Here is a 25,725-nt window from a genome sequence, read left to right as displayed (position 1 = left end):
TATTGGCATAGACATGAAGAAGCAAAGACATCATTTCTTGCGGTGCAGTGGCACGTTCGCGATCGGGGTCGGTCTTGCCGTCGCCATGCCCGCGGCTCAGGCGCAAGAGGCCTGGCCCATCAAGCCGATCCGCCTGGTGGTGGCGGGGCCGGCGGGCGGCACCGCCGACGCCTTGGCGCGGCTGCTGGCCGAGGGCCTGCAACCAAGGCTGGGCAAGCCCGCCATCGTGGAAAACAAGCCCGGCGCCGCGGGGGCGCTGGCAATCAGCGATTTGCGGTCCACCGGCAAGGATGGTCATACCCTGCTGGTCATCCAGGGCGGCGTTGTCAGCGAAGCGCCGTTGGCGTACAAGGTCCACTACGAGCCTTTCAAAGACCTGAAGCCTTTGGCCCAGATCAGCCGTACCGGGTTGGTGCTGGTTGCCAACAAGGATTTGCCGGTTTCCAACCTGAAGCAGTTGGTCGACTATGGAAAGTCGCAGAAGGATGGAATGGTCTTCGCGTCTTACGCCGCGGGCTTGAGGGGTCATACCTCGGGCATACAACTCGGGCAGCTCACGCACATGCCAATGCGGCACGTGGGCTACAAAGGCTCGCCTCCGGCATTGAACGACCTGATGGGCGGCCACGTGCCCTTGATGTTCGATGGGGTGACGACCTCCTTGCCGCTGATCAAGGCCGGCAAAATCAAGGCGATTGCCTTGGGCTATCCGACCCGGATTGCCGGACTTCCCGATGTGCCGACTTTCAAGGAACTGGGCTACCCGCAGTTGGCGCAGGCAGGGTGGTTCGCTGTGTGGTCCCGCCCGGACGTCGATCCTGCCGTGCAGCAAAAGATCCGCGAGGTGACGCTGGCGTATTTCAGGCAGCCCGCGGTGCAGAATCGCGTCAAGGACATGGGCATGGAGCAGGGGAGTGCCGCCACCACGGAAGAACTGATGGCGGACTTGAAGCAGGCCTATCAGCAACAGTCCGCGCTACTGAAGTCCATCAATTACCAGCCGGACTGATCAATCGCCAGCCGGACTGATTCCAGGCAATCTTCCGGCTATCCGCGGGCCGTCGTCGTGACCTTCGCTTGCGAGAGCTCGCGGATGAACGCTTCGGCCTGCGGCCATTCGCCATAGCCAGAGGCCGGGTTCAGATGCCCGACCTCGCCAAGCTCGACAAAGCGGCTTCCCCATGACTGTGCCAGCTCGCGGGCGCGCTCGAGGCGCGTCAGGGGATCGTTGCTGCTTGCCGCAACAATGCTGGGAAACGGCAACTCGCGGCGGGGAATCGGCAGCCAGCCCTGGGCGCCCAGGGTCTCCGTCATCGGGTAGCCTGCCGGCATGGGCGTCTCGAGGTCCGCGGGCGCTGCCAGCAAGGCCCCGAGAATCTCGCGTGTGGTGCCTCGGGCCGCCCAATGGGCGACCATCATCGCGCCTGCGCTGTGCGCGACGATGATCACTGGCCCGTCGATGGAGGCCAGGGCGCGGTCGATTGCCTCGACCCGGGCAGTGCAACTCAGCTTGTCATGCTCCAGCGGGGCGACGCTGACGACGCGCGGCAGCTTTGCGGCCAGCAGCGTCTGCCAGTGTTCCGGCACGTGGTCACGCAGGCCGGGGACGATGAGGACGGTTGGTTTGGTATCGGTCATGTCGGTCTTTCAGTAAGGTTGGTCACCAACGATGGCGGCGCGCTCCATCCTTCGGTGGCACGGTGGGTAATCCATCACTGCGTAGTGCTGGGTGGAACGGTTGTCCCAGAACGCCACGCTGTTTTTCTTCCAGCGAAATCGAACCTGGTATTCCGGGATGTTGGCCTGGCTGACCAGATAGTTGAGCAGGTGGCTTGCGCCCGGCGCCTTGTCCAGCCCAAAGCGCACGTTGGCCGGGACATTGAAGTTGGTGAAGTGCGTCGTAAAGCTTCCGTTGACGAACAGCACTTTTTCACCGGTTTCCGGATGGGTGCGGACAACGGGGTGCTCGGCGTCCGGGTACCGGGCCTTCAGCGCGAGACGCTTGTCGATCGGCATGGCTGCACCGAAGCTCGACTCGATGCTGTGCCGGGCGCGCAATGGGGCGATCCTTGCCTTGATATCCTCGGGCAGCTGGCTATAGGCTTCGACCATGTTGACCCACATTGTGTCGCCGCCCACGGGCGGGCAATCGACACAACGCAGCACGCAGCCCAGCGGCGGCTTTTCGCGCCAGGTGGCATCGGTATGCCATGAATTCTCATTGCGCTCGGGCGGGCTGTCTGGGGTCTTGTAGATCTGGACCAGTCCCGGGTAATCGGGATGGCTGCCCACCACGGGATGGTCCTCCAGCTCGCCAAAGCGGCGTGCAAACGCCACATGCTCCGCGCGCGTGATGTCCTGGTCGCGGAAAAACACGACGCGATGCTTGAGCAACAGTGCCCGGATCTCCGCCATCTGCTGGTCATCCTCGGCAGCCGCACCGAGATGGACGTTGCTGAGTTCGGCGCCGATCGTGCAAGTGATTGGCTCGACCCGGATGGAATTCCCGAGCGAGGTGGCGCGGACCACTGCGGGTGCCGCTTCGAGGCGGTGGCTCATGAGCGTTGTCTCCTATGGTCGATCTGGCCTGATGTGGCCAATCGCCTCCGGAGTTTGGGCGCCACGGGTTTCTCCCGCTTGACAGTACATGACAGGCTTTTATCATTCCGTGTCATTGTTTCACTGGGCTCTGCAATGCCGTCTCTTGTCCGCGCTGCGGCCCTCACCAACTACAGCGAGGTCGCCCTGGCTGCCGGACTGGATCCGGTGCGGATGCTCCTTGACGCGGGCCTGAGTCCCAGCGTCCTGCGCGAGCCGGACGTCATGATTCCAGGCGAGCGCGTCGGACGACTGCTGCACGCGTCCGCAACGCTGTCGGGCAACGAAAGTTTCGGTCTGTGCATGGCCGAGTCGCGCCTCTTGTCCAACCTCGGGCCGGTAGGATTGCTGATCCGCGACCAGGCAACCCTGCGCGATTCGCTGCGCATCCTGATGCGCTACCAAGCCCTGCTCAACAGTGCGCTCTCGCTGGCGGTCGAGGAATGCGACGGGCTGGTGATCATTCGCGAGGCGGTCATCGCCGGCAACGCCCATCAGCCCACGCGTCAACGGGCGGAACTCGCACTCGGCGTCATCGTGCGATTGATTCGCCAGTTGCTGAGACCCGACTGGGAGCCGCGGCGCGTCTGCTTCGAACATCCCGCGCCAAGCGACCTCAGTACGCACCAACGGTTCTTCGGGCATTGCATTGAGTTCAACCATGAATTCAACTGCATCATCTGCACGAAGGCCGACCTCGATGCCCGCAATCCTTCCGCCGATCCCGCCATGGCGCGCTATGCGCAACAGTTGGTCGACGCTTCCGCCATTTCCCGGCAAGTGACGATGCTGGAGGACGTGCGGCGCATCATCCTGTTGCTGCTGCCCAGCGGGCGCTGCACCATCGAGCAGGTGGCGGACCACCTGGGCGTTGTGTGCCGCACGGTCCAACGCCGGCTGGCGGAAGAGGGGCAGAGTTTCTCCTCGATCGTCAATGACATCCGCACGGAACTCGCTGCGCGCCATGTCATCGAGAGCGATCGTCCAATGACCGAGGTGGCGACCCTGCTCGGTTTCTCCGCGCCAAGCGGATTCTCGCGCTGGTATCACGTGCAGTTTGGCTGCAGTCCCAAGGAGAGCCGGGCGGCGCGGGGCGCAATGCGCAGGCCGGCCGGCCCTTTGCAGGCAAACACATAAGCCCTCGAGATGCGATGCCAGATGTGACGTTCCGGTTGCCGCTGGTGGTCGGATCGATTTAATATTGTCGACAAAAACCCAACCACATATCGCGGAACGAAGGATTCACCACGCATGGGTCGACTCAAGACCACCAACACGCCGGACCTGCAATCGCTGCTGGCGCCGCAAACACCGCAAAGCCCGGTCATGCTGGCCGTCGAGCACGCGCTTATGCATGGCCGCGACTGGTCGGCGTCGGTCGCGGACCAGATCGCGGTGCGGCTGGCGGGCCTGATCACCGTCGACGTCATCCACGCAGGCCAACGCCTGCTTGAGAATGACATCTGCGAGGTGCTGGAGGTCAGCCGGGCTCCGGTGCGCGAGGCCTTGCGCATTCTGGAGCGGGAGCGCCTGGTCGAGTTTCGCGCGCGGCGCGGCGCCATTGTCACCGAGCCCAATGCCCAGGATCTGCGGGATATCTACGTCGTTCGGGATGCGCTGTTTGCGATCCTGCTCAGGCAACTGGTGGAGGAGCGCGCGGACGCGCTCGATGCCTGGTTCGAGAAGTTCATGCCGCAGTTTGGCAAAGCCGTCGAGGAATCGGTGGACGCTTATATCAGCGTCACCTTTATCGCGAACATGGCCATGGCGGACCTGTCGAGCAACCGGCTGGTCGGGGAGTTGCTGAATTCCATCTCGCTGCGGGTGCTGCGCTATGTGCGGCTCGGGCTCGCATGCCATCCCGGCTCGCTGGAGAATTCCTTGAAGACCTGGCGCGCCTTGCATCGCGCCGTTTCAAAGCGAGACATCGATGCGGTCTTGCAGACGGCGCATAAGCGCATCGTGAATTCCCGTGAAGCGGCCATTCGCGCCCTGGGAAGCCAGCAACGCTGACCGCGTCATCACCCGGCCCGAACTAGCTTCGCCGACTTTTGTGGCCAGGAAAAAGGAGAACAGCGAGCAATAGACCTCCGACGGTCAGGATGAGTATGTCTAGCATGCGTTCTGCCTCCCATGAAGATGCGAAATCGAGCGGGTCAATTTAGTCGCCCCCTTGTCGCCTTGCTATCCGACGTTGTCCGACAGCAAATCTTCGCAGGACGGGTCGATGACGCTGTCCACATGAAACAGATGTAATCGATTGTTAGCACTGCGCCGCGTATACGCGATTGGCAACGGACGGGCTGCGTTGCTTTGGTAGGATTCCGCTCTTTCCGCCAAACCCCGCCCCGTCACCGTGAATCGCCGCCCTGTATCGTTGTTTCGGGAGTATTGTGCACGGTGGCTCACCCGCATCCACCCCCTGGTTGCTGCCAGCGTAACGGTAGCCAAGCGCGCCTTGAACGGCGCCCTGCGCCGCCTTCGCCGCCCGACGCGGCGCGGCATCATGCTGACCGTTGCTGCACTGCCGGCGTTGTTCCTGCTGTACGTGCTGGCGCTCGTGCCGTTTACGCCGGGTATCGGCGACATACGGAAAGCTGGCATCGACCGCCCGGCGATCATCGTGTCGGCCGACGGCCGCGTGCTCGACGAATTCAAACCGGTCAATCGCGTGTGGGTATCGCTCACGCAGATCTCGCCGCATATGTTGGACGCGTTGATCGCAACCGAAGATCACCGCTTCTACGCGCATCACGGCATCGATTGGCTGCGCATGGCGGCGGCTGCGCTGCAGACATTCTCCGGCGAACGCCAGGGTGGTTCGACGATCACGCAGCAGCTCGCGCGCAACCTGTATCCCGAAGAAGTCGGCCGCGCCCCGACCGTCGCGCGCAAAGTCAGGGAAGCGATCACGGCACTCAAGATCGAAGCCGTGTACAGCAAGGACCAGATCCTCGAGACGTACCTGAACAATGTGCCGTTCCTGTACAACGCCTATGGCGTGGAAATGGCGGCGCGCACCTACTTCGGCAAATCGGCCCATCAGCTCGATATTCTCGAGAGCGCGACACTTGTCGGCATGCTGAAGGCCAACAGCACTTACAACCCCGTGATAAATCCGTCGCGCGCGGTGCAGCGGCGAAACACTGTGCTAGGGCAGATGCGCAAGCACGGGAAGCTCGGGGCCAATGCTCACATCTGGCTGAGCCGGCAACCGCTCAGGGTCAATTTCGCGGTGCAGGCCGCGCCGCGAAGCGCGGCGCCGCACTTTTCCGTGCAACTGCGCAAATGGCTGATCGCGTGGGCCGAGCGCAGCGGCTACAACATCTACGCCGACGGGCTGGTCGTGCGCACGACCATCGATTTCCGCCTGCAGGCAATGGCCGTGCAGGCGGTGGAGTGGCAGGCGAGCCAGCTGCAATGGATTGCAAACGGGGCATGGAACGAACGCAGTGGCTGTTGGCCGGGCAGCGACCTGTTCCGTACGTTCATGCGCCAGACGCGCGAGTATCGTGCCGCGCGCGATGCTGGCCAATCGGATCAGACGGCGCTCAGGAAGCTCGGCAGGAACCGGGCATTCGTCCGTGACCTCTGCCGAAGCAAGACCCAGCTCCAGGCGGGCTTTATCGCGATCGATCCGCGCAACGGCGATATCAAGGCGTGGGTCGGTAGCCGCGATTTCACCGACGCACCGTTCGATCACGTGCAGCAGGCCCGGCGTCAGCCGGGTTCTACCTTCAAGCCCTTCGTCTACGGGGCGGCGTTCGCGGACGGCGCCCGGCCGGACGATACGCTCGTAGACCGCAGTGTTGCCATTGCACTGCCCGGGCAGGCGATGTGGCGGCCTTCCGATGCGGAGCCGCCTACGGGCCGGCCGATCACGCTGCGCGACGCGCTGGTGTATTCACGCAATCGCGTCACGGCCCAACTCATGCAGGAGACTCGCCCCGAGAAGGTCGCTCGCCTTGCGCACGCGATGGGCGTGCGAGAGAGTGCGCTCGAACGGGTGCCGTCGCTCGCGCTCGGCTCGAGCCCGGTCACGCTCAAGGAAATGGTCGCGGCCTACGGCACGATTGCAAACCGCGGCGCCTATGTCGAGCCGCGAATGGTCACCCGCATCGAGGATCAAGAGGGCAAGACGCTCGCCGAATTCGGGAGCGCATCGCCGGAACAGGCGCTGTCCGCTGGTGCGGCGCAAACGCTCGTCGATGTGATGCGCGACGTCGTGATCCGAGGCACCGGAACGGACATCCGTACGCGCTTCGGCATTCGCGCCGACGTGGCGGGAAAGACGGGGACGACGCAAGACAATGCCGATGGCTGGTTCATCCTGATGCATCCCCAACTGGTCGCGGGCGCGTGGGTGGGCTTTGACGATGGACGGGTGACGCTCGGCGACTACTGGGGGCAGGGTGCGCGTAGCGCCCTGCCCATGGTAGGCGCGTTCTACGATATGGCGCTGCGAGCACGGGTTGTCGACCCGGAGGCGCGGTTCAGCCCTGAGACCCGGTCGACTCGTAAAGTCCAAACCCAGCAGCGTCGGCACTTTTTGTCCTGGGGGAACTGAAGTGGCCGCCGGGGCCCTGGCCAATCGCCTTTCCGGCAGGGCTAACTGCCAACGCCGGCAGTTTCTTCAGCGCGTCGCCTGCCCTGCAACGAAAACACCTTGTGCGCCGAGGCAACCAGCCGGTCCCAATGGTGCCGCCAGGATGGCCGCACCGCGACACCTGTCGACCGGGCCGGCTCCATGTCTGCCTGCGCTTCGGACTGCGTTTCCGACTGCGTTTCCGACTGCGTTTCCGCCTGTGATACAGGCTCTACCAAGATAGCGTACCGGCTGTACTCGGCCAGCAGCTCGTCCCGGCTAACCTCCTGTGCCCCGCCGCCCCAACCCGGCAGCGCAACCAGGAGGCGTCCGTGCTCGCGGCGCTCCAGCAGTACGCACGGTCTGCGCTTGCCCAGCAGCAGGATCGCCGGCAGTACTTTGTCCGGGATTTGGTCCAAATCCCTCTCCACGAGCCGGGTCGACAAGCCGGCGTGCGCCGCAGCGGCGCCCAGGAGCGGCAATGTCAGGCGGTGTGGCAGCCCTTTCAGCAGGACGGCCGACGGGATTGGCCGCTGCCATACCCGGTTTAGCAACAGGAGGCAGCCCAGCAGCGGATCATCCGCGCCCGTCATTCGGTACATGTCGGCAGGCCGCTCTTGGTGGTCTGCCAGCGCCTCCAGCTCGGCGCTGCCGCGCTGCATGGGTGTTATCTTGGGTGGCGCGACCCGTGGCGCTTTGAGACGCTCTTCCGTCGGCCTTGGCGCCAGTGTTCCAGCGATGTCCGGCTCAGGCACCTCGCACAATGACAGCTCGGCTGGCTCGTACGGCCAGCACGGGTTCCACTCACCCATGATTCCCCCCGGTTTCAGTGGTGTGGTTGTTTCAGGCAAGCATAGTCCACCAGGGCACCGGCTCTCATCCTTCAAACAGGCGATTAAAGGCTGATTCGATTTTGAATCATCGGCCCGGATTGTGTGCTTGGGGCAGCGTCACCCAAATAAGTGCGGCGCTTCGATGGCCCCGATGTTTCATTTTCCAAACATCCTTTCGGCGGGCCCTGCAGGCCTCGTGCCCCATACCCGGCGCTCGTCCATAGAGGCGATTTTTCTTTCCAATTCCGCCAGCTAGATTGAACGCATCGTTGGCGCTAGCGCAGGCCATCGGTTTTCAAAGTGGCCAAAAACACCGGGGAAAAAGGGGGAATCCATGAAACGCATCCACATGAGGCTGGCAGCCGTGCCGCTTGCTTGTCTGATCGTAGCGGTCGCCGGTTGCGGAGGAGGCGGGGGCGACTCGGCGCCTGTCAGCGCCACCTCCGCACCGACGTCGCCAGGCAACGCGGGATCGTCCACGTCGACGACCGGCACCGCGCCAGCCGAGGCTGGCAGCGCCATGTTGTCTGGTACCAGTGACCCGGGGCCCGATATCGGCAAGGACGGGGATTTCTACCTCAATACGGCGACGTGGATGCTCTTCGGGCCCAAGGCAAATGGCGCGTGGCCAGCAGGGGTGTCGATAGCAGGGCCGGCGGGCGGGACCGGCGCCCAAGGCGGCACAGGGGCCGGCGGCAATACGGGCCTGGCCGGCAGCACCATCCTGTCCGGCTCGACCGATCCGACCGACGGCGTCGGCAACAATGGCGACTACTACATCAACACCACCACCTCGACCCTGTTCGGGCCCAAGGCGGACGGCACCTGGCCGCCGGGCGTTCCAATGGGGGGCGGCACCGGATCGTCGGGCCCCGGCGGCGGCACCGTCCTGACGGGCGTGGGCGCACCGGACAACAGCCTCGGCAACAATGGCGATTACTACCTCGATACCAACACCTGGACGCTGTATGGGCCCAAGGCCAACGACCAGTGGCCGGCGGGCGTCTCGCTGGTCGGCCAGTCGGGCAGCGGCGGCACGGGCGGCACGGGCGGTACCGGTGGGGGCACGGCCGGCAATGGCGGCAACATCCTGTCCGGAAGCGGTGCGCCGACCGACAGCATCGGCGTCGATGGCGATTTCTATTTCGATACCTCGACTTCGACGCTGTACGGGCCGAAGCAGGACGGCAAATGGCCAACCACCGGCGTGACGATGACGACCGGGACCGTCTACAACGGCAACTTCAACGTACCGGACTCGCTTAGCCGCGGCCACTACGCCATGACCGGCGCGGGCGGTGCGGTGCCCCTGCCATCGGACTTCGGTGTCGTGATTCCCTACGACTGCAGCAGCGTCAAGCTCACTGCCAGCACGCTCGGCAAGGTGCACGGATCGCTGGACATCTCGGTGTACAAGGTGACCGGGGCGGGCGTTGCAGCGAGCTTTTCGGAGGTTGGCGGCTTGAGCTGCAAAGTGACCAACGGCCTGCAGAACTGCAGCCGGGAAGTGCCCTCCGGAACCATTCTCCACAACGACAAGCTGCAGGTCCAGGTGGACAACAACCAGGCGACGGACTGGGGCGGACTTACCGTCAACCTCGCGTGCGTCAAGTAAGCTGGCTGGATGAGGCGCGCGTCCCGTGGCCGGGCAATGGATTTGCCCGGCTACGTGGACGTGACTTGGCGCTTGATGTTGTCGAGCAGGCACTCCGTGCCGCTACCAAATTGTTCAACTACCGATCTGCGATTCTGAAAGCGCAGACCGGGAAGCAGGGCGAACGGCAAGACGAAAACCAGGGCTCTCCATGCCTACTCTGGCCGTCCCGGAATTGAAACGGCAGGCCAGGGTGGCGCTTCGCGCGCGCGCATTCCATACTAGAAATGGTGCCCCATTTAGGACCACGAGGACCACGGGGGCTCGGGCTGGTGCAAAAATGCGCCCGTTCTGAGCAAGCATCAGGGGCGCCATACCGGTAGGGGGCCAAGCTAGATATGAAAGCGCTAGGCGTGCTTCTCGGCATATCGATGGCGGCTGGATTTGCACCTTACGCCGTAGCCGTTGGATGCCAATATGATATGCAGTGCAAAGCGGAGCGCATCTGCGAGAACAGTCAGTGCGTCAATCCGGGCGCACACGACCGGAATGTCGAGCAAGCCACCAAGGCTCCCACGGCTCCAAAGAGCGTCTCCAAATCTGAGCAGCCCACCCGGGTTTCCCCAGCAACGAGGATTGCTCCCGCGCCTGCGCCAGCCCCCAGGGCTGCGCAAGTGACAAGAAGCGTTCCCGCCGCTGAGCAAACGGCGCCGGCCGAGCGATCCGCCATGGCTTTGCCGCCTGTGGCGAATTCTCCAGCGCCCTCGACGGAATTTCGTTTCTGCTGCACCAAGGTCGGAAAATTTCCCCTTGACCCGGAAGCGAGCGCGGAGGGCCCCCTCAAGCCAGGCGATACCTGTTATGGGATAACCACTTATGGGACGCCGCTCCCAGGTACGCCCTGTCATTGAGAGGTCCCGCGCCCGGCCCAGGCTCACTGCTGCGCGCCAGCACGCGATGAGATGACTGGCTGTGCCTCCAGCCGGGAAAGGAGCGTGTCGTGTCCGTAACACTTCGATCCTTGCTTTGCCAATCCTTAATCGCCTGCTGCGTCGGTATCGCAGCCTGCGGAGGGGGCGGGGAAGACGGGGGCAATGACGGCGCCAGCGGCACCGGCACGCTGACCATCTCCATCTTCGGCCTGCCATCCGGGACGTCGGCGGCCATCACGGTATTGGGGCCCGGCGAGTTCCGCCAGACCGTGACGCAGCCGTCCACGCTGTCCAACCTGCCCGCTGGCAGCTATACCGTCAGTGCCGCCAGCGTGCTGGCGGGCGGCGCGCTCCTCAAGCCGCAGCCGCCCTCGCAGACGGTGGGGGTGGACGCGGGGGCACGTGCCGTGGCCACGGTGGTCTACGGTTCACCGGAGACGTAGCGGTTGTCGCCGCCTCCGCTTGCCGGCGGGTTCTCCGCATCAGGCCGCACCAGGCTGTTCCGGCCGCTCCAGCCCTATGCCGCCTTCACGGCTGCCGCATCCCGCGTGCCGTCCGCCGCCTCGCGCTGCAACGCGGAGGCGCGCTGCACCAGTTTGCTGAGGCTGGGGTTCATCGGCTTGAGCTCCATGCGCTCGGCCGCCAGCGCGCAGGCGAGGTTGGCGCGTTCGCCGCGCAGCGCCGCCTCGATCAGGGTCAGGTTGATCAGGTCGCGCTGGGCATGGCTGCCGCCGAAGCGGTGCGCGATCTGGCGTACCGGCATCAGCAGCCCGATGGTGCGATCGTAGTCGCGCCGCAAGAAAGCGACCAAAGCCTCGGTCACCGGCAAACCGACATCGCGCGTCATCATCGCGTTGCAGCCGTCTCCGGCCGCTGCGGCGCACATGCCGGCGAGCAGGGCGGCGAGCGCGTCATCGCGCCCGGCGCACAGGAAGGCCATCGCCGCATGGGTGTCGTTGAAGGCGTAGTAGCCTTGCGCGCCGCGCGCCTGCCAGGTGTCGGCCAGTTCGTTCCAGCGCGAGCCCACGTCGATGCCGCGCAGGTGCAGGCGCCAAAGCATGGCGCAGGCATCGATCAGTTCCAGCGCCACCGAAGACTGGTTCTCGCGGATGTGCGCGTCGTAGATGTCCAGCACCTGCCTGGCATGGCCGAGCTCCAGATGGAACAGCGCCAGGTGCCACCAGTTGTGCACGGCCATCATGTTGTCCTGCGACCAGTCGCCGGCACGCCCGCTCAGCCAGTCGATGCCGTCGTCCTGGCGGCCTTGCATTTCCATCACGTGGGCCACGGCATGGATCGCCCAGGGATCGCGCGGGTTCAGTTCCAGCGCGAAGCGGCCGCGTTCCTCGGCCTGTTCGTACCGGTGCGTTTCCTCCAGGCCGAAAGCATGCATGCCGAGCACATAGCCGAAGCCCGGCACACGGGTGTTCCAGTGGGGCAGCACCTGGGCGATGCGGTCGCGCAGCAGGGTGGATTGCCCGAGCAGGAAGTCCCCGATATGGGCGACCTGCAGCGCCAGGCTGTCGCGCGGGTAGTCGATCACGATGTCGCCGTAGAGCTGGACCGAGCGTGTGAAGTGACCCTCCAGCCAGGCGCGTGCCGCGGCGATATGCCGGCGCTCGCGCTCGTTCGCACTGGCGGACAGCGCTTCGCCTGCTTCGACGCTTTCCCGCAGCAGCGGCGCTACGGTGCCGTCGCCCGCGGTAATCAGCATCCCGGCCCGCAGCGCATGCCCCATCACGAAGCCGGGGTCTTCCGCCAGGGCATGATCGATCACCGTGAGCGGGTCGCCGTAGTAGCCATGCAGCAGTTCCAGGGCCGCCTCGAAGCGCTCGATCGAGCTGGCGTTGGTGGTTGAGACCGAAACACTCCGCGAATCAGTATGTGCCATGACGCAATCCTTCCAGTGTGATAGAGACAGCCCTTGTCTCGATTGGCAGCCCGTTAGTGCGCGCTGCGGCGGTGCCTCGCGAGCTCGGGGTTGTGCTGATACTAGGCAGGGGCCGTGAAGGGGGCCGCCAGTCCGGCGTGAAAGAATCGTGAAAGTTGCCGCGGGCTGGAAAGTAACGGTTACCTGCCTTTGCGGCTGGGGCGCAGCGTAGTCACTTGCCGTCGCCTATAACGGATGGGCTTGCCAGTTTCCCTCCCATGACCCGCGCCCGACTCGACCTGTTCGGCGGTTTCCAGCTCAGCGCCGCCGACGGCACGCCGATTCCGCTGACGGCGCGCAAGGCGCGCGCCGTGCTGGCCTACCTCGCACTGGCCCAGGGGCGTGCCCAGCCGCGCGACAAGCTTGCCGCGCTGTGCTGGGCGGAAAGCAATGCCGAGCAGGCACGCAGCAGCCTGCGACAGGCGCTGAGCGCGGCCCGCCGCGCACTCGACGATGCGGGCACGCCGGGCCAGCAAGTGGTCCTTGCGGAAGGCGACTGCGTGATGCTGGGCGAGATCTCGGTCGACGTGTGCGAGTTCGAGCAGTGTGCCCGCGACGCCACGCCGGCATCCCTGGCCCGCGCGGCGGACGTGTACCGTGGCGACTTGCTGGAGGGCTTCCATGCCGCTGCGCCGGCATTCGACCACTGGCTGGCGATCGAGCGCGAGCGCCTGCGCGGCGTGGCGCTGGGCGCCCTGGCGAAGCTGCTGGCGCACCACGAACAGGCCGGCGCGACAGACCTTGCCATCGCCAGCGCCACGCACCTGCTTGCGCTCGACCCGCTGCAGGAAGGCGTGCACCGGGCACTGATCCGGCTGTATGAGCGGCAGGGCAGGCAGGCCCTGGCACTCAAGCAATACCGTCTGTGCCGGGCTGCGCTGCAACGTGAGCTCGGGGTGTCGCCGGAGCCCGAGACCGATGCGCTGTACCAGGCCATCCTGCGCGCGCGGCGCGAGCCGGTGGCAGGCAGCGTGGGCAGCCTGGGCGGCCTGGGCGACGACGACGGCGCCGGCGCCGGCGCCGGGCAAGCAGCGGCCGGATCGGACGCGGTCGCCGCTGCCACGCCGGCGGCCGCCCTGACAGCGGAGCCGCAACTGCGCCACGCAGTGGTACTGGTGGCCAGCCTGGAGGAAGGCGACGCCGGCGCGCTGGAGCCTGAGCAACTGCACCAGGCCCTGATCAACTGGCGCCAGCAGGCCCGCGCCCTGGCGGGGGCCTGTGGCGGCCACATTACCGATGAGATCGGCACCCGGCTGACCATCGTGTTCGGGGTTCCGTTGGCGCACGGCAACGACGCCGAGCGCGCGCTGCACACCGCCGGGGCGCTGCATGCAGGGTTGGCGCGGTTGGCCGGTGCCGCCGAGCCGCGGCTGCAGGCACGCGTCGGCCTGGCAAGCGGACAGGTGCTGGCGGCCTATGGCGACGGCGACATGACGCTGACCGGCGGCCCGGTCGGCGTGGCCTTGCAAGCGATGGAAGCCGCCGAGGCCGGCGGCACAGTGGTGTCCAACCGGGTCTTCCAGGCGCTGCCCGGACGCCTGGAAGCCGATTGCGTCGCCCGCGCCGTGCTGCCCGGCGTAGCCGAGCCGATCCCGCTGTGGCGCGTGCGGCGTTTCCTTGGGGTGGAGCAGGCGCCGGCCGAGCATGCTTTCGTCGGCAGGCACGCGGAACTGGCCCAGTTGGCCGGCGTGGCTGACAGCTGCCTGCGCTCGGGCCATGGCCGTGTCGTATTGATCCGCGGCGAGGCCGGCATCGGCAAGAGCCGGCTGGCCGGACGCTTTGTCGCGCTAGCCCGCGAACGCGGCCTGGAGGCACACCGGGCCCTGGTGCTTGACTTCGGCGCCGGCAGTGGCGGCGATCCCATGCGCATGCTCGCGCGCAGCCTGATGGGCGCCGCGCGGGGATCGGACGCGAAAGGCAGCAGCGCGGCTGCCATTGAAGGCACGCTCACCGCCTGGCAACTTGCCGAGCAAGACCTGATGTTCGTGCGCGACATGCTGGAGCTGCCCCAGTCCCCCGAGCATGCCGCCGCGCTGGCCGCAATGGACCCCGCCAGCAGGCAGCGCGGCGCGCAGCGGCTGATGGTGACGCTGGCCACCCGCCGCAGCAACGCGCGAGCGTTGCTGATCGTGGTCGAAGACGTGCACTGGGCCGAGCGTACGGCGCTCGATTACCTGGCGCAGTTAGCGGCGGCAACGCGCAGCCATGCGCTGGTCCTGGTGCTGACCGTGCGCCCCGAGCACGATCCGGTCGATGCGGCCTGGCGCGCGACCAGCCAGGGCGCGCCGCTGACCACCATCGACCTCGGTCCGCTCGACGATGCCGAAGCGCACGAACTGGCCGCCTGCTACCGGCAGGTCGATCCGGCAGTCGCCACTTCCTGCATCCGCCGGGCCGAAGGGAATCCGCTGTTCCTCGACCAGTTGCTGCGGGGCGCCGAGGCGGGCGCCGAAGCTGGCACGGAAGCTGGCGTGGCCGAGCTGCCCGGGACGCTGCAGAGCATCGTGCTAGCCCGGCTGGACCGCTTTTCCACCGCCGACCGTCAGGCGCTCCAGGCTGCTGCGGTGCTTGGCCAGCGCTTCAGCCCCGCCGCGCTGCGGCACATGATCCAGGACCCCGCCTATGCGTGCGAGTGCCTGGTCATGGCCGCCATGACGCGGCCGGAAGGCGAGGACTACCTGTTCATGCACGCACTGATCCATGAGGCGGTGTACGCCTCGCTGCTCAAGTCGCGCCGGCAGAACCTGCACCGGCGCGCGGCCGCCTGGTACGAGGGCAGGGACCCGGCCCTGATGGCCGAGCACCTGGATGCCGCGGACGATCCCGGCGCGCCCGAGGCCTACGCCGCCGCGGCACGGCATGAGGCCGCGCACTTCCGCGGCGAGCGCGCGCTGCGCCTGGTAGAGCGTGCGCAGCGGCTGGACAGCGATGTCGCCTGCAGGCATGCGCTTGCCTGCCTGCATGGAGAACTGGCGCTGGACCTGGGCCTGGCCGCGCAATCCCTGCAAGCATTCCGGCAGGCCCAGCCGCTTGCGCGCGGGGCGGCGCAGCAGGCCCGGGTATGGCAGGGCATGGCGGCTGCCTTGCGCCTGCTCGACCGCCATGATGAGGCCCTGTCCGCACTGCGCGAGGCCGAGCAGGCCGCCGCCGAGCTGGGCCAGTCCGAGTGGCTGGCAGAGATCGAATCGCTGCGCGGCAACCTGTATTTCCCGATGGGCGACATGGACCGCTGCCTTGCCGCCCACCAGCGCGCCCTCGGCCACGCGCGCGCGGCCGGATCTGTGCTGGGCGAGGCGCGTGCGCTTGGCGGTCTCGGCGACGCCTACTATCAGCAAGGCCGCATGATGACCGCCCATGCGCACTTTGTCCGCTGCGTTGAACTGGCGCGGGCACACGGTTTTGTCCGCATCGAATGCGCCAACCTGCCGATGGTGGGCGCGGTGGAACTGTTCCGCAACCAGCTCGATGCCGCGCGGGCCAGTTGCGAGGAAGGGCTGCGGCTGGCGCAGCGCATCGGCGATGCGCGCAGCGAGATGCTGGCCTACGACGTGATGACCTCGACTGCACAGCTGGCCGGCGACTGGCCGCACGCTGAAGCGCACGCGCGGCTGGCCCTGGCGCTGACGCGCCGGCTGGGCGCGCGGCGCTTCGAGGCCGAGGTGCTGGCGCGGCTTGGCCTCGCCCTCGGCGCGCTCGGCCAGGTGCCGGAAGCCGAGGCGCTGCTCGACGAGGCGCTGCAACTGAGCCACGCCAGCGGGCTACGCTACTCCGGACCCACCGTGCTGGGCTTCCTGGCACGCACCACCCGCGATCCTGACCGGCAGCTCGACGCCTTGCGGCAGGCCGAGGCGATCCTGGCGCAGGGCTGCGTGAGCCATTGCCACGTCGACCTGCTGGAAGCCGCGATCGACGTTTCCGTGTCGTTGCGGCGCTGGCAGGAAGCGGATCGCTACCTCGCGGCGCTACAGGATTACATGCGGCCAGAGCCGTTTCCATGGGGCGACTTCCTGATCCGCAGGGGCCGCGCCCTGGTCAGCGCCGGACAGGAAGTTGAGGGTAGCGGCACACCCGGGCTTCACGAGAACCTGCGCCGGCTCAGGGACGAAGCGCATGCAGCCGGCCTGCACGCGTCCCTGGGGGCCATCGATGACGCGCTGAAGCGGCTGGCGGCAAGGCGCGATCAGGCCGTCCCTGGCAGCTGAGTTGCTGGCGCGAAACGCCGACCCATCGACGCGCGGTCCGACCAGACAGAAACCAAGTTTGGCGTGCGTCTGCCGCGTCGCGTGTAGCCGGCCACTTGAGGCTGCAAGATGTGCTGCGGGCAACTGGTCCGCGGTACCACCAACCACGTTGAGCGAGCCCAAAATGTACTCCTCACGAATTTGGCTTACGCTAGTTGTCGGCGGTTCGCGGCGCGTCGAAAACGGTCTGGAGTGACCGCTTCGGTACAAGCCTGGATGGCCGAGCATGGCTGGGTACCGCCGTTGTGAGCGTCTGGCAAGCAGCGCTTAACGAGCGCTTAACGGCAGCGCTCTGAGCGTGCTACCCCATATGAAAGGAGACAGAAATGAAAAAGCTAGCCTTCCTCGCCGTCCTTTCGCTTACGGCTGTTGCGGCCTGGGCCCAGGGTGGTCGTTACGGTTCTCCGCCAACGCCAGGAACTGACACTGGCAGGCGCCCCGAGTCGTCTGTTCAGGACGCCAGCGGCGCCGCCAGCGCGAGTGCCAAAAAGGACGAGAGGGAAGCGCACGGCAAGGTTGACCGCGGTATGGGGCCTGCCAGCGGCGCGGGCGCTTCGGACGCTGCAAAACACAGCCATCCTGCGTCGGCGCCAAAGAGCCGGCCCTGAATCCTGCTCGTCCCCGGGCTCGTTGGCCTTTGACGGGGCCTGGCCTTTTACAGCGCGTGTGTCCGGCGACCGTCCAGCCAGCTTCCCGAGAGCATGACGCTCGGGCAATTGCACGAGGTCATCCAGATGGTCATGGGCGGGACGGATGATCATCTGCACCAGTTCATGATTCGTGGCGAGCGATACGGCGAAGCCGCGAGAGCGCCTTGCAATGTTCCACGGCGGCAACCTCGCTGACGGTGCGCGCGGTTGGCATTGACGGCGGCTACCTTCGGTTGGCCGGCCACAGGCGCCGCCAGGACCGCTGATTTGAGGTGATCGTCGGGAAGTCAATGCGGGATCAGGATGCCGGCCATAGCTTTGCCAACGTGCACAAGCTGGAGCACCGGCCGGCCGATCGCATGTTAAATTTTCATCGCCGCTTTGCCTCATAGGCAGCCCCCGTTTTGGCGCCTCATTGTCATTGCCGTGCAGTATAAAAAATCCTAGTATCGAGACTTAGAACGAGTCCGGTCGCGGAATCCGGGGCTGTTGGCCGTGCCGCGCCGATGCGGTCGGCTGCGAGCCGTCAATGCCGTGCTGTCGCGATTTGCCAGACACCCCTTGCGTGTCTGCTGGCGATGCATGTCCATGATTGCCTCGGGGTCGGGATTGCCCAGTCCCGGATGAGGATGCATGGCGGGCGCGGGATGCCTCTGGGCGGCATTGGCACACGCGCGCACGAATGCATTCCAGAACCGTGGAGCGTATCCCCATGTCGCTCGCCGTTGTCGTTCGCAGATTGCTCGCGGGCCTTGCCATGGCTGGAGCAGCGCTTGGCGGCTGCTCGCGCGAAGCCCCGCAGTCGCAGCGTCCCCCTCCTGAAGTCACCGTCGTTACCGTCCAGCCGCTGAACATTCCCTACACCCCAAGCTTCGTTGCGCAGACAGAAAGTTCGCGCCAGGTCAATATCGTCGCGCGCGTGTCGAGCTTCCTTGACCGCATCGCGTATCGGGAAGGCGAGCTGGTGAAGGAGGGGCAGGTGCTGTTCCAGCTTGATCCTCGGCCGTTCCAGGCACAGCTGGACGAAGCGCGCGGCGAGCTGCAGTCGCAGCAGGCGCGCTACAAGACTGCCGCGGCAAAGCTTGGCCGGGTCAAACCGCTGGCGCAGGAGAATGCCCTGTCGCAGTCTGACCTCGACAATGCGCAAGGGGAATACGACGCAGCGAAGGCCGCCGTCTATGCCGCGCAGGCCAAGGTAAAAAGCGCTGAACTGAACCTGAGCTATACCACCATCCGTTCTCCGGTGACGGGGTTGGCCAGCCGTTCCCTGCAGCGCGAAGGGTCGTACATCAACTCGGTTTCATCCAGCGCGAACCTGACCTACGTCGCAGCGATCGATCCGACCTGGGTCAATTTCAGTGTGTCGCAGAATTTCATCTCGAAGTTTAACGGCGAGATCGCCAAGAAGGCTCTGATCGCTCCCGATACCCGCAACTACGAGGTCGAGCTCGTGCTCTCCGACGGCAAGACCTACCCGCACAAGGGCAGGATCAATTTTTCCGATCCCTCCTTTAGCCAGGATACCGGCTCCTATCTGGTGCGTGCCGAGGTGCCTAACCCTGACCAGGACCTGAGTCCGGGCATGTTCGTCACGGCCTATGTCAAAGGCGCCATGCGGCCCAATGCGATTGTCGTGCCGCAATTGTCGGTGCAGCAGGGCTCCGACGGCCATTTTGTCTACGTGCTCAACCAGGCCGGCAAGGTGGAAGTGCGCCCGGTCGTAGTGGGAGACTACTACGGGCAAAAGGACATCGTGATCCTGAGCGGCCTTCGCGGCGGCGACCGGGTCGTGGAGGATGGCGTGCTGCGCGCGGTTCCGGGCCAGCCCGCCAAGGTTGTCGACCGGCGCGCTGCCGCCAAATAGCAGCAGGGCACGCTGAGCCATGTTCACCCATTTCTTCATCGCGCGCCCGGTCCTGTCTTCCGTCATCTCCATCCTGATCGTGCTGGGTGGCACGGTAGCGATGTGGTTCCTGCCGATCGCGCAATATCCGGAGCTGGCGCCGCCCGAAGTCACCGTCGAGGCGCGGTATCCGGGCGCAACCGCCGAGGTGATTGCCAATACGGTGGCGGCGCCGCTAGAGACGCAGATCAACGGCATCGACAACCTGCTCTATTTCAGCTCAGTGAGTTCATCGAGCGGCAACGTGGCCATCAGTGTGCTGTTCAAGCCAGGCAGCGATCCCGATATCAACCAGGTCAACGTCCAGAACCGGGTCAGCCAGGCCTTGCCGTTGGTCCCGCAGGTTGTCTCCCAGCAAGGGGTCACGGTGGAGAAGCGCTCGTCCAGCATCCTGATGGTGTTGTCGATTTTTTCCACCGATGACCGGTACGACGCCACCTATATCGACAACTACAGCAATCTGTACGTGCTGGAGGAACTCAAGCGCATTCCCGGCGCCAACCGTGCAACGGTGTTCGGGCTGCCGGACATCGCCATGCGGGTGTGGCTGCAGCCTGACCGCATGGCGCAGCTCGGTATCTCGGTCGAGGAGGTCTCCACCGCCATCCAGGGACAGAACCAGACTTTCGGCATCGGCCAGCTTGGCGCGCAGCCCATGCAACCGGGCGTGCCGCAGAGTTTCGTGGTCACGGCGCAGGGACTGCTGACCAGGCCGGAGGAGTTCGAGAAGATCATCGTGCGCACGGCACGAGAGGGTGCCGCCATCGTGCGCCTGAGCGATATCGGACGGGTCGAACTGGCCAAGCGGGATTACTCGATTACCAGCCAGATGAATGGCAAGACCGCCACCACCATCGGCATCTACCAGCAGCCCGGGGCGAATGCAGTCGAGACCGCACGGCTGGTGCGGCAGCAGCTTGAGATCATGAAGGCCAAGTTCCCGAGCGGACTTGACTATCGCATCGCCTACGATACCAGCCTGTTCACGCAGAATTCGATCGAAAAGGTCATGCATACCTTCTTCGAGGCCGTGGTGCTGGTGATCGTGGTGGTGTTCCTGTTCCTGCAGAGCCTGCGGGCGACCATCATTCCGATCCTGGCCGTGCCCGTGTCGATCCTCGGCACCTTCATCGGCATGTATGCGCTGGGGTTCTCGATCAACATGCTGACCTTGTTCGGCCTGATCCTGGCTATCGGGCTGGTGGTGGACGACGCCATCGTAGTGGTGGAGAACGTCGAAGCCAATATGACCAAGCACAAGCTGTCCGCGCGCGAGGCGACCAAGCTTGCGATGACGGAGATCTCCGGGGCGCTGATTTCGATCGTGCTGGTGCTGGTGGCCGTGTTCGTACCGATTGCCTTTCTTGGCGGCGTCACTGGCACGCTGTACAAGCAGTTTGCCATCACCATTGCGATCGCGGTGGTGCTGTCAGGGATCACGGCGCTGACGCTGTCGCCGGCGCTGGCCGCGATCCTGATCAAGACGCATCATGGCGAGAAGCGCGGCTTCTTCGGCTGGTTCGAGAAGCGCGTGACCTGGGTCACCGAACGTTATGTCGGGGGCGTCTCGCGCGTGCTCGGCCGATGGCCGGTATCGCTGCTGGTTTACGCAGCGATGATCGTCGCGGTGGTCTTGCTGTTCCGCGCGCTGCCCGGCAGCTTTGTGCCGGACGAGGACCAGGGCGCGATGATCGTGGTGCTGGAGGCACCGGATACGGCCAGCCAGCAGTACGTCGGCGGCGCGATGGAGCAGGCGCAGAGGATCCTGGCCGGGGAGCCTACCGTCCAGGATATCGCCGCGGTCAACGGCTTCAGCATCCTGGACGGAACCTACCGCAACAATGCGGGCCTGTTGTTCGTATCGATGAAGCCGTTCGAGGAACGGACCGAGGCAGCGCAGCTGACCTTCAGCGTGCTGCCCCAGTTGAACCAGAAATTCGCGCAGATCAAGGAGGCCGTCATCTTCGCCATCAATCCGCCGTCCATTCCCGGGCTTGGCGGCGTCGGCGGCTTCGAATTCTATATCCAGAATCGTGGCACCGGCGACACCCGTGCCACCAGCCAGGCGATCGAGGCGTTCATCAAGGCGGCGCACAGCCGCCCCGAATTGGCCAGCATCAACACCACGTTCCGCGGCACGACCCAGCAACTGTTCGTCGACCTGGACCGCGCCAAGGCCGAGGTGCTGGGCGTGCCGGTGCAGACCGCATTCCAGACCATGCAGAGCTTCTTTGGCTCGGCGGTGGTGGGGCAGTTCTCGCAGTTCAGCCGCGTCTGGTGGGTGGTGCTGCAGGCCGACCAGGCCTATCGCGTCAATCCCGAGGATTTCAGCAAGATCTACGTGCGCTCGAATACCGGCGTAATGGTGCCGCTGTCGACCCTGATCACGGTGCGCTATGTTGCGGCGCCGAAGCTGCTCGAGCGGTTCAATGGCTTTCCCGCCGCCAAGATCACCGGCAGCCCGGCGCCCGGCTACAGTTCCGGCCAGGCGATCGCGGCCATGGAGGCGATTGCGCGCGATACCCTGCCCGCGGACTTTTCCTACGCGTGGGCAGGCCAGGCGCTGCAGGAAAAGCAGTCCGGCGGAACCTCGGCGATCGCGTTCATCGCCGGCCTGATCGTGGTGTTCCTGCTGCTTGCCGGGCAGTTCGAGAAGTGGACGTTGCCGGTGGCAGTGGTGCTCACCGTGCCGATCTCCATCCTCGGCGCGCTGGTGCTGACGTGGCTGGTCGGGCTGGAGAACGACGTGTATTTCCAGGTCGGGCTGGTCACGCTGGTCGGGCTGTCGGCCAAGAACGCCATCCTGATCTGCGAGTTCGCGATCGAGCGGGTGCGCGGCGGGATGGCCGTCAGGCAGGCCGCGATCGAGGCCGCCGGCCTGCGCCTGCGCGCGATCGTGATGACCTCGCTGGCGTTCGGCCTTGCCTGCGTGCCGCTTGCCATCGCGACCGGACCGGGAGCGAACAGCCTGCGCTCGATCGGCACGGGCGTGCTGGGCGGCGTGGTGGCATCGACCGTGGTCGGGATCCTGTTCACGCCGTTGTTCTTCTGGATGCTGGAGGGCATGAGCCAGCGCGTGGCCGCGCGCAAGGGGCGCGACACCACCGGGCACGGTGCCGGCGGCGGGGCGCCCGGGATCGAACCGCAAGCGAAGCGCGGGGACGACTGAGATGCGCGCGCCCGCCGCGGTCGTCATCCTCGTCGCCGTTGCCATCTGGGCGATGCTGGCATCCGGCTGTGCCCTCGGGCCCGACTACACCCGCCCCGAAACCCCGGTGCCGCCGGCCTGGCGCATCGAGTACCCACAGGCAGCCGACGTCGCCAATACGCGATGGTGGGAGCAGTTCGACGATCCCGTGCTGAACACGCTGATCGATACCTCGCTGCGCGAGAACCGCGACCTGGAGATCGCGGCCGCACGTGTCGACCAGTTTGCCGGCCAGCTCAGCGTCGTGCGTTCGCAGTTCTTCCCGCAAGTCGGCTATGGCGTCGAGGCAAGCCGCAACCGCGCCAGCCGCGTGGGCCAGCCGTCGCTCTCAGGCGGCAGCCCTTATTACTCGCTGTATGAAGCGACGCTCAACGCCCAATGGCAGCTGGACCTGTTCGGGCGCGTGCGGCGCGAGAGCGAATCGGCGCGGGCGCAGCTTTTCGCCAGCGAGTACGGGCGGCGCGGCGTGATCCTCACCATCGTCACCAGTGTCGCCACCAGCTATGTCGGGCTGCGCAGCCTCGACCGGCAACTGGAGATCGCGCGCGCCACCGCGGATAACTATGCCGGTACGCTGCGCATCTTCGACCTGCGCTTCAAGGGCGGCGTGGTATCCGAGGTCGAGGTGTCGCAGGTACGTTCGCAGTACCAGCAGGCGCTGGCCGCGATTCCCACGCTGGAGCAGCAGATCGCGGCGCAGGAGAACCTCATCTCCATCCTGTTGGGCCGCAATCCAGGAACGATCCCGCGCGGCAAGTCCATCGGCGAGCTGGTCATGCCCGCGGTCCCCGGCGACCTGCCGTCGGCGCTGCTCGAACGCCGACCGGACATCCTGCAGGCCGAGCAGACACTGGTGGCGGCGAACGCGGACGTGGGCGCCGCGCGCGCGCTCTACTTTCCGACGCTGTCATTGACCGGGTTGCTGGGTTCGGTCAGCACGGCGTTTGGCGATTTCCTGACGGGGCCCTCGGCGGCCTGGACGGTTGCCGCCGGGCTCAGCGGGCCGCTGCTCACCTTTGGCCAGATTGAAGGACAGGTGCAGAGCGCGGAAGCCGCAAAGCGCGGCGCAGTGGCCAATTACCAGCAAGTGGTGCTTGGTGCGTTTCGCGAAACCAACGATGCACTCACCGGCGCGGTCAAGAAACGGGAAGAGAACGCGGCGCAGACGATGCGCGTCGCCGCGCTGCGTGACTATGCCAGGCTGTCGCGCCGGAAGTTCGACAATGGCTACGCCAGCTATCTCGAAGTCCTCTATGCCGACAACGAACTGTTTGCGGCCGAGCTCAATGCGGTGCGCACGCAGGCGGACGCGCACCAGCAGTTGATCGGCGTCTACAAGGCGGTGGGCGGGGGCTGGGTGGACGAAGCCGCCACGCTCGCGCCGGCGCCGGCCTTGATGGCCCCGCCGGCGGACGCGGCCCGCGTCAGTTTCTAGCGAAGCTCGTTCTGTCTTATCGCATGTGGCCGAAGCACCCGAACAATTCCTTTACCTTGGCTTTGTGGCTTCGGCCAACGCGACGCGCCCTTGCTCGGTGATTTCAAACAGGCGGCGGTCACGGCCGCCCGTGCGCTCGTGACGCGAGGTCAGATAGGGGCAATCGAATGGAAGGGCCTTCCCCGTCCCAAGGTCGCGGGTGGAAGCCACCGGTTGGCACCGAAGTGCCATGACGGCGAGTCGAAACTGCATCACAACCGACGAAGGGGAAATCCATGGCTAGTCGATTTCCATGATGAACCTCCACGTGCCAGGTTGAGGCCGACAGTGTCCCCCGAAGGGAGGCGTCGGGTCCATCTCAGTAAAATCTGGAGGTTTGCTTTGATTTTGCTTTTGAAATCAACGTGAGTTGGTGCACCACCTGCGGCACGTTGTCTGCCAGCGCGTTGAGGGGATCATGGAATCTCGCCTCCCGCGCTGCTTGCTTCCAGCTATCCGGCACGCTAGGCTGAAATCGCTGCCGTGGGGTTGCACCCGTCCGTTGTCTCACCCGGCGCTCAGGCTGAGTTCCAGGCAGGCGGCGCATCTCACCGCTGACGCAGACTGGTTAGCGTCGACCTCACGCCGGCATTCTCGGGTGACTGCCGGCACCGGTGGCTGGGTTGACCGGGGAAACGCTAACGCAAAGGAGTAGAGAATGCGCAACTTAAGAATAATTGAAGCCTCGACGGCATGCGCGCTGGGTGCGCTCATAATGGCCCCCGCTCTGGCAGCGGAGCCCGCTATGGAAGGCCACATTTCGATCGTCCCGTCAGAAGTCAAGTGGACCGAGGCCCCATCTATCGGACCTGGTGCCAAGTTGGCGGTATTGGAAGGCGATCTCAATCAAGCCGCGCCGTTCACCATGCGGATCAAGCTTCCTCCCAATTTCAAGATCCCAGCCCACACTCATCCCGTGTTTGAGCGAGTCACCGTGTTGTCCGGGACGCTCCATTTGGGCATCGGCGAGACCTTCGATCGCGCCAAGGCCAGGGCTTATCCGGCTGGCGGCGTCACGATGATGCCCGCGGGAATGCCCATGTTCGCCTACACCACCGGCAAAGAAACCGTCATTCAGATTCATGGCACCGGTCCCTGGGGCATCAGCTACCTGAATCCCGCGGAGGATCCAAGAAAGAAATAGCTTGTCGGCCAACGCGGAACGAGTGCGCCATGCTTCCAGGCCCCTGCCAGCTTCGGTCCCAGCCGGAGTCAATCGCATGCTGACCGCGTGGCTGCGGTGAACGTCATGTGAAGGCCCTTGCCGGAGACATTGGCGAACGCAACGTGTTCCGGCCGCCCGCGTTGCACGCGGCGGCCGACTATATCGTGCAGGAGTGGGCAAGGCGCGGCAGTGCAGTGAGGCGCCAGGACTATCAGACATGAGGCATTCCCTGCGCCAATATCGAGGTCACGCTCGCCGGCTGCGTGCAGCCTGACGAAATCATTGTGATCGGCGCGCACTACGACACAGTACGGAACAGCCCCGGGGCTGATGACAACGCCAGTGGCGTCGCCGCGCAAGCGGGCGCCAGTCGGGATGGGTGCGGGCGAGCTTCTTGCTGCCCGCGAGCACCCAGCGCGCGGCCGGATGCGGGTCGACGAGGAAGCGGTGATCGTGGAGTACCGCGCCGGGGCCAGCGGGCAGGTCGGCACGCAACAGGTCCAGAATGCGTCGTCCCGACGGGAGCACCATCCTGTTCGCGGTCGACCACTCGCTCATCGTCATGCCGGTGACCGTTCCCGATGTTCGTTATGACGTGACGAGCGACTTCGT

At 65.5% G+C, this 25,725-nt stretch carries 17 protein-coding genes and 1 pseudogene; 14 read left to right on the top strand and 4 right to left on the bottom strand.

All coding sequences use genetic code 11. The features are described from left to right. The first annotated feature begins 13 nt into the window (after positions 1-13). Complete coding sequence (locus ACIP1U_RS24200) at positions 14-1,009, top strand: Bug family tripartite tricarboxylate transporter substrate binding protein (RefSeq protein WP_400320380.1); 996 nt, start codon at positions 14-16, stop codon at positions 1,007-1,009. Positions 1,010-1,047: 38 nt separating this feature from the next. Here the strand turns inward: ACIP1U_RS24200 and ACIP1U_RS24195 are convergent, their stop codons facing one another. Both ACIP1U_RS24195 and ACIP1U_RS24190 read right to left on the bottom strand, forming a co-directional pair. Further along, positions 1,048-1,638, bottom strand: coding sequence for an RBBP9/YdeN family alpha/beta hydrolase (locus ACIP1U_RS24195; protein ID WP_400320377.1), 591 nt, complete (start codon positions 1,636-1,638; stop codon positions 1,048-1,050). Positions 1,639-1,647: 9 nt separating this feature from the next. Continuing rightward, positions 1,648-2,499 carry a TauD/TfdA dioxygenase family protein gene (locus ACIP1U_RS24190; RefSeq protein ID WP_400320494.1) on the bottom strand — a complete coding sequence of 284 codons (852 nt, stop codon included), beginning with the start codon at positions 2,497-2,499 and terminating at the stop codon, positions 1,648-1,650. Between the two features lie 195 nt (positions 2,500-2,694). Here ACIP1U_RS24190 and ACIP1U_RS24185 point away from each other — a divergent pair, with 195 nt between their 5' ends. The 3 genes from ACIP1U_RS24185 (at position 2,695) to ACIP1U_RS24175 (ending at position 7,165) form a co-directional block, all read left to right on the top strand. Beyond that, complete coding sequence (locus tag ACIP1U_RS24185; RefSeq protein ID WP_400320375.1) at positions 2,695-3,735, top strand: AraC family transcriptional regulator; 1,041 nt, start codon at positions 2,695-2,697, stop codon at positions 3,733-3,735. Between the two features lie 114 nt (positions 3,736-3,849). After that, a complete protein-coding gene (locus tag ACIP1U_RS24180) occupies positions 3,850-4,611 on the top strand; it encodes a GntR family transcriptional regulator (RefSeq protein ID WP_400320372.1) in 762 nt (253 codons plus the stop codon). 343 nt (positions 4,612-4,954) lie between these two features. Continuing rightward, positions 4,955-7,165 carry a penicillin-binding protein 1A gene (locus ACIP1U_RS24175; protein ID WP_400320369.1) on the top strand — a complete coding sequence of 737 codons (2,211 nt, stop codon included), beginning with the start codon at positions 4,955-4,957 and terminating at the stop codon, positions 7,163-7,165. Between the two features lie 41 nt (positions 7,166-7,206). Here the strand turns inward: ACIP1U_RS24175 and ACIP1U_RS24170 are convergent, their stop codons facing one another. Then, the gene (locus tag ACIP1U_RS24170; RefSeq protein ID WP_400320366.1) at positions 7,207-7,845 is read right to left on the bottom strand and encodes a peptidase; all 639 of its coding nucleotides are present in this window, start codon (positions 7,843-7,845) and stop codon (positions 7,207-7,209) included. Positions 7,846-8,350: 505 nt separating this feature from the next. On the opposite strand from ACIP1U_RS24170, the gene ACIP1U_RS24165 reads away from it, so the two are divergent. Then, positions 8,351-9,631, top strand: a complete 1,281-nt coding sequence (locus ACIP1U_RS24165) for a hypothetical protein (protein ID WP_400320363.1) — start codon at positions 8,351-8,353, stop codon at positions 9,629-9,631. Positions 9,632-10,610: 979 nt separating this feature from the next. After that, positions 10,611-10,985: a hypothetical protein gene (locus ACIP1U_RS24160; protein ID WP_400320360.1), complete on the top strand. Its 375-nt coding sequence runs from the start codon at positions 10,611-10,613 to the stop codon at positions 10,983-10,985. A gap of 74 nt (positions 10,986-11,059) precedes the next feature. Here ACIP1U_RS24160 and ACIP1U_RS24155 read toward each other — a convergent pair whose 3' ends face one another. Continuing rightward, the gene (locus ACIP1U_RS24155) at positions 11,060-12,433 is read right to left on the bottom strand and encodes a tetratricopeptide repeat protein (RefSeq protein WP_400320358.1); all 1,374 of its coding nucleotides are present in this window, start codon (positions 12,431-12,433) and stop codon (positions 11,060-11,062) included. Positions 12,434-12,690: 257 nt separating this feature from the next. Here ACIP1U_RS24155 and ACIP1U_RS24150 point away from each other — a divergent pair, with 257 nt between their 5' ends. The 8 genes and pseudogenes from ACIP1U_RS24150 to ACIP1U_RS24115 all read left to right on the top strand — a co-directional run bounded on the left by ACIP1U_RS24150 (position 12,691) and on the right by ACIP1U_RS24115 (position 25,685). After that, positions 12,691-16,674 (top strand): BTAD domain-containing putative transcriptional regulator, encoded by a 3,984-nt coding sequence (locus tag ACIP1U_RS24150; protein ID WP_400320355.1) that lies wholly within the window; start codon positions 12,691-12,693, stop codon positions 16,672-16,674. A gap of 686 nt (positions 16,675-17,360) precedes the next feature. Next, complete coding sequence (locus ACIP1U_RS24145; RefSeq protein ID WP_400320491.1) at positions 17,361-17,558, top strand: hypothetical protein; 198 nt, start codon at positions 17,361-17,363, stop codon at positions 17,556-17,558. After that, positions 17,558-17,734: pseudogene (locus ACIP1U_RS24140) on the top strand (ISKra4 family transposase); the annotation flags it as partial. The gene ACIP1U_RS24145 and the pseudogene ACIP1U_RS24140, both read left to right, overlap by 1 nt. Positions 17,735-18,075: 341 nt before the next feature. Further along, positions 18,076-19,227: an efflux RND transporter periplasmic adaptor subunit gene (locus ACIP1U_RS24135; protein ID WP_400320352.1), complete on the top strand. Its 1,152-nt coding sequence runs from the start codon at positions 18,076-18,078 to the stop codon at positions 19,225-19,227. A 19-nt stretch (positions 19,228-19,246) separates the two neighbouring features. Further along, positions 19,247-22,435, top strand: a complete 3,189-nt coding sequence (locus ACIP1U_RS24130; protein WP_400320349.1) for an efflux RND transporter permease subunit — start codon at positions 19,247-19,249, stop codon at positions 22,433-22,435. Between the two features lies 1 nt (position 22,436). After that, positions 22,437-23,909 carry an efflux transporter outer membrane subunit gene (locus ACIP1U_RS24125; RefSeq protein ID WP_400320347.1) on the top strand — a complete coding sequence of 491 codons (1,473 nt, stop codon included), beginning with the start codon at positions 22,437-22,439 and terminating at the stop codon, positions 23,907-23,909. A 784-nt stretch (positions 23,910-24,693) separates the two neighbouring features. Beyond that, positions 24,694-25,092 carry a cupin domain-containing protein gene (locus ACIP1U_RS24120; RefSeq protein WP_400320345.1) on the top strand — a complete coding sequence of 133 codons (399 nt, stop codon included), beginning with the start codon at positions 24,694-24,696 and terminating at the stop codon, positions 25,090-25,092. 284 nt (positions 25,093-25,376) lie between these two features. Further along, complete coding sequence (locus ACIP1U_RS24115; RefSeq protein ID WP_400320343.1) at positions 25,377-25,685, top strand: M28 family peptidase; 309 nt, start codon at positions 25,377-25,379, stop codon at positions 25,683-25,685. The last annotated feature ends 40 nt before the right edge of the window (positions 25,686-25,725 follow it).

Origin of the sequence: Cupriavidus sp. NPDC089707 (assembly GCF_044748965.1) — a bacterium.
Taxonomy (GTDB): Bacteria; Pseudomonadota; Gammaproteobacteria; order Burkholderiales; family Burkholderiaceae; genus Cupriavidus.
Note: the sequence above shows the minus strand (reverse complement) of the source record. Positions and strands in the feature narration are given on the sequence as shown.